The following is a 7,808-nucleotide window of genomic DNA, read 5'->3' as shown; positions in this document are numbered from 1 at the left end:
TAACTTAGATTTAATTAGCTGCCGGAATGTATTGATTTACTTGGACGAAACGTTGCAAAAACGGATATTGCCCATCTTTCATTACAGTCTCAATCTCACTGGTTTCTTGCTGCTAGGGACTTCAGAAAGCACAGGTAAGTATTCGGACTTGTTTATTCAGATTGACATAAAGTATAAAATTTATGCCAAAAAGCTAACTGCAATTCGTCCAATTTTTTCATTCATTACCAGCAATTATCCGATAGTAAATGTGAACGAATCAAAGCAGGCGTTTGAGAATCCATCGGATGAGTTTGACTTAGAGAAAAAAACTAACCAACTAATCTTAAATCGCTATGCCCCAGTAGGTGTAGTAATCAACGACAAGATGGACGTGCTGCAATTTCGGGGAGAAATCGATCTCTACCTCAAACTTGCACCGGGGAAACCGAGTCTTAACTTATTCAAAATGGTGCGTCAAGGCTTGCTTATCGAGCTACGGGCGACAATTTATCAGGCACAACGGCAAAAAATTCTCGTTAGAAGAGAAGGGTTACGAATTGAAGAGGGCGATCTGGCAAAAATCATCAATCTTGAGGTGATTCCATTCAACCCTGGGACTAGCGAAGAACTCTACTTTGTGGTTTTATTTGAATCAGCCCCACTCACAATTAACAACCCCAGCACAGTAAATCTTGAGAGCGAAGAGCAGTCAGACTTAGCGCAGGAGATTGTTCGGCTTAGGCTTGAACTTACAACCGCCATCCAAGAGCGGGCTGCAACTCAAGAATATCTACAAGCGGTGATCCAAGAGCAGGAGCATATCAATCAAGACCTGAAAGTTGCCAATGAAGAAATCCTCTCTAGTAATGAAGAGTTGCAAAGCACCAATGAGGAGCTAGAAACTGCCAAAGAAGAAATTCAAGCAACTAACGAAGAACTCAACACTACTAATGAAGAACTTCGTAGTCGAAATCTGGAATTACACCAAGTTAACAACGATCTCACGAATTTGCTTGCCAGTATTAATATTCCGATTTTGATATTGACTTTAGACTTACGCATTCGACGTTTTACGCCAATGGCGCAGCGACTTTTCAATTTGATTCCCGCCGATGCTGGACGACCTTTGAGCGACATCAGAGTAAATCTCGATGTTCCTGAGTTAGAAACTCTAATTTTGGAGGTTCTTGACACACTCAGCATCAAAGAATTAGAAGTCCAAACTCTGGGGGGACATTGGTACAACCTCCGCATCCGTCCTTATCGCACCACAGAAAACAGGATTGATGGTGTAGTGTTGGTGTTAATAGATATTGATGGTCTTAAACGCAGTGCCGCAACCTTAGAACAAGCCCGGAATTACGCTGAAGGGATTGTGGAGACGGTACAAGTGCCCTTAATCGTCCTTGATTCTGATTTGCGGGTGAACAAAGCCAATCGCTCGTTTTATGAAACATTTCAGGTTTCACCATCAGAGACAACGCAATCTCTGATTTTTGAACTAGGGAACGGTCAATGGAACCTGCCCGGATTGCGATCGCTCTTAGAAGACATTGTTGCCAACGATACTAGTATTGAAAACTTGGAAATAGAGCATCGTTTTGAGCGGATTGGGGAGAAAACCATGCTGCTCAATGGTTGGAAAATTATTGAGCAGGGAGAGGCTGAAAGGATTTTGCTGGCGATTGAAGATATTAGCGATGCCAAACAGTTTGAGTTAGAGCGATCTAAGCTTTTAGCACAAGAGCAGTCAGCCCGTCAACAGGCGGAAATTGCCAACCGAGCCAAAGATGAATTCCTGTCGAACCTCTCTCATGAACTTCGTAACCCGCTCAATACTATACTGGGATGGACGCAACTTTTCCGCACCCGCAATTTAGATTCAGAAGCAGTCACTCGTGCCTGGGAAGTGATCGAGCGGAGTGCTAAAGTGCAAGCTAAGTTAATCGATGATATGCTCGATATCTCCCGAATTACGAGTGGCAAGCTTCATTTAAATACTCGTCTAATCGATCTAGTTTCAGTAGTGGATGCCGCCATTGAGTCTATCCAATTTTCCGCAGAAGCGAAAAGCATTGAAATTGTTTCAGAGTTGAACTCGGCGACGGTTGTCGGAGATTTTGACCGTTTACAGCAAGTTCTGTGGAATTTACTTTCTAATGCGATTAAGTTCACTCAAGCCGGTGGGCGAGTGGGAATTATGCTCGAAGCTGTATCTACTCACGCCCAAATTCGAGTCAGCGACACCGGAATTGGCATCCGGGCAGACTTGCTGCCATACATTTTCGATCGCTTCCGCCAAGGAGATTCCAGCAGCAGCAAAACAAGTCAGGGACTTGGATTAGGCTTGTCAATCGTTCGTCATGTTGTAGAACTTCACGGTGGAACAGTTCAAGCGCAAAGTCCAGGTGAGGGATTAGGAACCACGATCGTTATCAGGCTGCCTCTGCGCTCAATGCCGTTGGAGATTACACCGCCAACTTATTTAGAGCCGAGCGTTTTGTCAGAGACTCTGGACACATTAAATGGTAAAAATCCACCCCTTACCCTTGAAGGATTATCCATCTTGGCTGTAGACGATCAAGCGGATAGCCGCGACCTGATGAAGTGGATGTTAGAAGACTTCGGTGCTGAAGTAGTAGTTGTGACATCGGCAAGGGAAGCGATCGCTGCTTTAACTGAATCTCCTGGCAGATATGATGTGCTTCTAGCAGATATTGGGATGCCAGAGGAAGATGGTTTCTCCCTGATTCGTCAGGTGAGAGCGCTTGAAGTTGGGGGACAAATTCCAGCCGCAGCAATCACTGCCTATGCCACCGAGCAAGAGCGGCAAAGGGCAGAGTAATAAGTAATGAGTAATAAGTAATGAGTAATAAGTAATAAGTAATAAGTAATGGGTATTATAGCGGTTCCCGTACAACATTACATCGCAAGGTGTAGGGAACATACCGCATTGGTGTCAACTTAACGTGAAACCGCTCGTCCGTCGGGAATTTCAATTCCCGCCTCATAGCTAAAGTCATCTGAAGATGACTAAATATCACCAAAAATCTCCAGTCTACTTCAGTAGACTTAAGCTAAAAGCTAAAAAAATTTATTTCCGGGCGGGTATGGAAGCCAACAGATAAGCTATTTCCAGCTTAAGTTGACACCTATGGGGATGTTCCCTACGGCTGTACTTATTAGGTCAGGAAACGCTATACTGATAGCACAGATGTGTTAAATGTTTTAATAAAGCAGCAAAAAGTAATATCAGTGGAAGCGTTGGCGCAGACCGCCACAAGCATCGCACAAATCATTGATGCTGATGAGTATGAAGTTGAGGAAGTGCTAGAAAATTGGCTAGAGTTCTTAGAGAACTCCACAGAATGATTGATCCAAAAGCTGTCATTGCGAGCGAAACGGAGTGTAGCAAAGCAATCCCAAGATTTTGCGGTTGCTTCATTTCGCTTCGCTCCATACCCTTGGGGAACGCCAGGGGCGAACGCAATGACAATTGGGCATTTCTTTTTGTGGAGGTCTCTTACAGAAACAACAAATCGCTCTAAAAACTCATTACAGTCTTTATCATTCCAACTTTCGCTTTCGAGACTGATTAAATAGACAGCAAATAAAACTATCTAAAAAAATTTCCTAACTCTATCAATTAACTTACAGAATTAGGGTGTAAACAATGGAGCTAAGCGGATTCGAACCGCTGACCCCCTCAATGCCATTGAGGTGCGCTACCAACTGCGCTATAACCCCTTAAAACCCATTATACATAATGTCCTAATTATTAGTACTTTGTCAAGCTTTTTGTCGAAACTAAATCTTAAATATCTTCTCTAGCACTCAGCACTATCTACGACACTCTCAATAAGTAGGTCATGCAGTGCCCCATCAAAAAGTAAACTACTAACATGGCAGCAGCAGCCAGAGCAACTAATGTACCAGCCAACATTAAAGAAAATTCTTTACTCTCGTAGGCTTTTTCCATTAAGTGCAGCGACCATGCTACCAGGGCTACATCAAAAAGTAAAATAGGAAGCAACATATTTCTTAATATTTGTTAATACTTGTAAAATAATATTAACACCCTTTCAGGGAAGTGTGTCTAACCTTAGATAGATGTCATTACATGAAAAATGTTGGATCAAGAGAATGTTCTGACAGGGACATTGCGATCGCACAAGTAACTTTTAATTTCTGCTACGCTTAATTGTCCGTAATGTAACAGAGATGCAAGTAGTGCTGCTTCCGCTTTGCCTTCAGTTAGGGCAGTGTAGATATGTTCACAATTACCTGCACCACCAGAAGCAATGACTGGGATTTCTACAGCATTAGCGATTGCCCGTGTAATTTCGATGTCATACCCGGCTTGGGTTCCATCAGCATCCATACTTGTGATTAGCAGTTCTCCGGCCCCCCGTTTTTCAACTTCTTGTGCCCAAAGTAGGGCATCTAAGCCTGTATTTTCCCTGCCACCCCGCACATACACATCCCAACCTGGATTTTCCGGGTTATTTCTGCGTCTGGCATCAATAGCAACAACTATGCACTGATTACCAAAGCGATCGCTGGCCCGATTAATCAAGTCTGGTTCCCGCACTGCCGCAGAATTAATACTAACCTTATCTGCGCCGGCTCGTAACAAAGCTTTAACATTTTCTAAGGATTGAATGCCACCACCCACAGTCAATGGAATAAAGACCTGTTCAGCAGTTCGGTAGACCACATCTAAAATAGTAGCTCGATCTTCATGAGTAGCTGTAATATCCAGAAATACTAACTCATCAGCACCGGCTTCGTTGTAAACCTTGGCCAGTTCTACCGGATCGCCTGCATCTTGGAGATTAACAAAGTTAACTCCTTTTACAACCCGTCCCGCCTTTACATCTAAGCACGGTAAGATTCTTTTAGATAACATAATAACTTTTGTACTTCTGGGTAATTGACCGGAATTTAAATTTTAAATTGGCGCGGGTATTCTCTAACGAAAATTTTCATGGATATTGGGCATAGGGCATGGGGCATTGAAAAGAGGCAGAGGGGCGGGGGGCGGAGGGGAAAACTCTTCTCCCTTTCTCCCTGTTTTCTGCCCCCTTGCTTCTTCCCCAATCCCCAATCCCCAGTCCCCAGTCCCTAGTCCCTAGTCCCTAGTCCCTAGTCCCTTAAAAATAGATAGCTGAATTATGGCGATAATCTCCTCGAAAAAACAGCCTCCAGAACCCAATGGAGAACCAAAGCAGCTTCGAGAGTCTGTGAAAGCACCATCCACAGAAAATATTTTGAAGCCGGAAGCTGCTATTGATGAGCAAGAACAGCAAGAAGAAGGTATTCGACCACACCGATTTGCTGATTACATTGGGCAAAAAGATTTAAAGGATGTGCTAGATATTGCCATCAAAGCAGCCAAGTCTCGTGGTGAGGTATTGGATCACCTGCTACTCTATGGGCCGCCGGGATTGGGCAAAACCACAATGGCGATGATTTTAGCATCGGAAATGGGGGTAAATTACAAAATTACCAGTGCGCCAGCCCTAGAACGTCCACGAGATATTGTTGGGCTACTAGTGAACCTGAAGCCAGGGGACATCTTATTTGTGGATGAAATTCATCGCCTCTCGCGGATGACGGAGGAAATTCTCTATCCGGCAATGGAAGATTATCGCTTAGATATTACTATTGGTAAGGGTTCTAGCGCTCGGATTAGAAGTTTGCCACTATCAAAATTTACCCTAGTTGGGGCTACAACGCGTGTGGGTGCTTTAACTTCACCACTGCGCGATCGCTTCGGTTTAATTCAAAAACTCCGATTTTACGAAGTTGACGAACTGACTAAAATTGTACTGCGAACCGCTCAATTACTCAAAACCCCCATCACAGAAGATGGTGCCACAGAAATTGCCCGTCGTTCACGGGGAACGCCACGGATTGCCAATAGGCTACTAAAACGAGTGCGTGATTATGCGGAAGTTAAGATATCTGGTGAGATTAATGAAACTATTGCATCCGAAGCATTGCAACTATTCCAAGTAGATCCTTGCGGTTTAGATTGGACAGATCGGCAAATGCTAAGTGTGATAATTGAACAATTTAACGGCGGGCCAGTGGGGTTAGAAACAATGGCAGCAGCGACGGGTGAAGATACTCAAACAATTGAAGAGGTATATGAACCTTACCTGATGCAGATTGGGTATTTAACTCGGACTCATCGGGGAAGGATGGCGACTAAGGCAGCATATAAGCATTTAGGATTCACGCCGCCTAATGAACAGTTGTCATTATTGTAATTATGGACATTGGGCAAAACAGTGCTGAGTAATGGGTAATGAGTAATGAGTAATGAGTAATGAGTAATGAGTAATGAGTAATGAGTAATGAGTAATGAGTTGGGAGTTAAGAGTTATTCTCCCCTCTGCCCCATTCAGCACTCTTGAGGGGTATTGGTATTGGGCACTGATACTCGTAAATGAGTCTTTGAACTCCTTTAATGAGCTTTTGAACTCCATTCCTCTGCCCTATGCCCCATACTCAATGACAAATGACAAATTAGGTAAACCTAGATGATTAAGTTGATTGGTATTTTTCTCAGTCTGTTAATTGTGTTTGGCTGGGCTACTCCAGTTATGGCACAATCTCAACCGCCTATTACTCAAGAACAGTTAAGACAAGGTGATGAGTGGGCAAATCAAGCCTTTGCAGCGACGAATCAAGGTGATTTTGCGACGGCTGAAAATTACTGGACAAAGATTATTGAGCAGTTTCCGACGAATGCGGGGGCGTGGAGTAACCGGGGAAATTCGCGGGTGAGTCAGAATAAGTTACAAGAAGCGATCGCAGATTATAACAAAGCGATAGAATTAGCGCCAAATGTCACCGATCCATATTTAAATCGGGGGGCGGCGTTAGAAGGGATGGGCAAATGGGACGATGCGATCGCAGATTATAATCATGTCTTAGAACTCGATCCTAACGATGCGATGGCGTATAACAATCGGGGTAATGCCAAAACAGGTTTAGGAAAATGGGAAGATGCGATCGCAGATTACAAAAAATCTAATGAGATAGCCCCGAATTTTGCCTTCGCCCGTGCTAACTACGCCCTCGCTCTTTATGAAACTGGTAAAAAAGAGCAAGCAATCCGCGAGATGCGAAATATTGCCCGTAAATACTCGAAGTTTGCTGATGTGCGTGCCGCCCTCACTGCTGCATATTGGGTAAATGGAGAACAAGGTGAAGCTGAAAGCAACTGGGTAGCAGCTTATGGACTTGATAGCCGCTATAAGGATATTGACTGGGTAAAAAATATCCGCCGTTGGCCTCCTAGCCTAGTTACAGCTTTAGATAAGTTCTTGAAAATCCAGTAGAGGCATTGATCGTGACTCATTTTGGTATCATCTGTCCTGGTGCAGCAACCGGGCCCCTTAACACTATGCTTCCCTTGGGACAGGAACTTCAACGGCGTGGGCACGCTTACGCAACCAAATAGGTTACACCTTACTTAATAGCGTCGGTCAAACCTCTTGAAGATTTGATTAATGAATATCGTCGAGAGTGGAAATTACCCCTGTACTCTAATCTTAAAAATAACGACTCTCCACTGACTCAAATAAGTAATGCACCTGCTGAATTTGAATTTCCCAGGGAAGAATTAGCTCCTTGGTTCCATTTCACCGGAAGTTACCATACTTCAGCTAGTCGAGCAACTGTTCCTTTCCCTTATGAAAAATTGACGGGGAAACCGTTAATCCCAGATTCCGCAGGTGCGCTCGTAAATGTTGTATTTTTAAAAATGACCTAAATGGTGCATTTTAGAAGCATGACAGCATCACCATTAGATA

6 protein-coding genes and 1 tRNA gene are annotated in these 7,808 nt (G+C 43.7%); 4 read left to right on the top strand and 3 right to left on the bottom strand.

The features are described 5' to 3' along the window. Together V7L31_RS29775 and V7L31_RS29770 are read left to right on the top strand one after the other, a co-directional pair. The coding region (locus V7L31_RS29775; RefSeq protein WP_334699562.1) for an ATP-binding protein at window positions 1-2,827 on the top strand (2,827 nt) is incomplete at its 5' end. A gap of 371 nt (window positions 2,828-3,198) precedes the next feature. Further along, a complete protein-coding gene (locus tag V7L31_RS29770) occupies window positions 3,199-3,354 on the top strand; it encodes a hypothetical protein (RefSeq protein ID WP_334699561.1) in 156 nt (51 codons plus the stop codon). Between the two features lie 302 nt (window positions 3,355-3,656). On the opposite strand, the gene V7L31_RS29765 is transcribed toward V7L31_RS29770, so the two are convergent. From V7L31_RS29765 to hisF, 3 genes are all read right to left on the bottom strand, one after another. Beyond that, window positions 3,657-3,729 (bottom strand) — tRNA-Ala (locus V7L31_RS29765). A gap of 97 nt (window positions 3,730-3,826) precedes the next feature. Next, entirely contained in the window at window positions 3,827-4,018 is a 192-nt protein-coding gene (locus V7L31_RS29760) for a hypothetical protein (RefSeq protein WP_104905483.1), read from the bottom strand. A 99-nt stretch (window positions 4,019-4,117) separates the two neighbouring features. Continuing rightward, complete coding sequence (hisF, locus tag V7L31_RS29755) at window positions 4,118-4,891, bottom strand: imidazole glycerol phosphate synthase subunit HisF (protein ID WP_334699560.1); 774 nt, start codon at window positions 4,889-4,891, stop codon at window positions 4,118-4,120. A 265-nt stretch (window positions 4,892-5,156) separates the two neighbouring features. Between hisF and ruvB the strand changes: the two genes are divergently transcribed. Continuing rightward, window positions 5,157-6,257: a Holliday junction branch migration DNA helicase RuvB gene (gene ruvB / locus V7L31_RS29750; RefSeq protein WP_334699559.1), complete on the top strand. Its 1,101-nt coding sequence runs from the start codon at window positions 5,157-5,159 to the stop codon at window positions 6,255-6,257. 273 nt (window positions 6,258-6,530) lie between these two features. Then, window positions 6,531-7,334 carry a tetratricopeptide repeat protein gene (locus V7L31_RS29745; protein WP_334699558.1) on the top strand — a complete coding sequence of 268 codons (804 nt, stop codon included), beginning with the start codon at window positions 6,531-6,533 and terminating at the stop codon, window positions 7,332-7,334. Window positions 7,335-7,808 lie beyond the last annotated feature (474 nt).

The sequence above is a fragment of the Nostoc sp. genome (assembly GCF_036916655.1).
Taxonomy (GTDB): domain Bacteria; phylum Cyanobacteriota; class Cyanobacteriia; order Cyanobacteriales; family Nostocaceae; genus Nostoc.
Note: the sequence above shows the minus strand (reverse complement) of the source record. Positions and strands in the feature narration are given on the sequence as shown.

Bases quoted from the DNA above. Each gene is read 5' to 3' on its own strand.
- V7L31_RS29760 (WP_104905483.1), bottom strand. From the start codon at position 4,018: ATGTTGCTTCCTATTTTACTTTTTGATGTAGCCCTGGTAGCATGGTCG.
- hisF (WP_334699560.1), bottom strand. From the start codon at position 4,891: ATGTTATCTAAAAGAATCTTACCGTGCTTAGATGTAAAGGCGGGACGG.
- ruvB (WP_334699559.1), top strand. From the start codon at position 5,157: ATGGCGATAATCTCCTCGAAAAAACAGCCTCCAGAACCCAATGGAGAA.
- V7L31_RS29745 (WP_334699558.1), top strand. From the start codon at position 6,531: ATGATTAAGTTGATTGGTATTTTTCTCAGTCTGTTAATTGTGTTTGGC.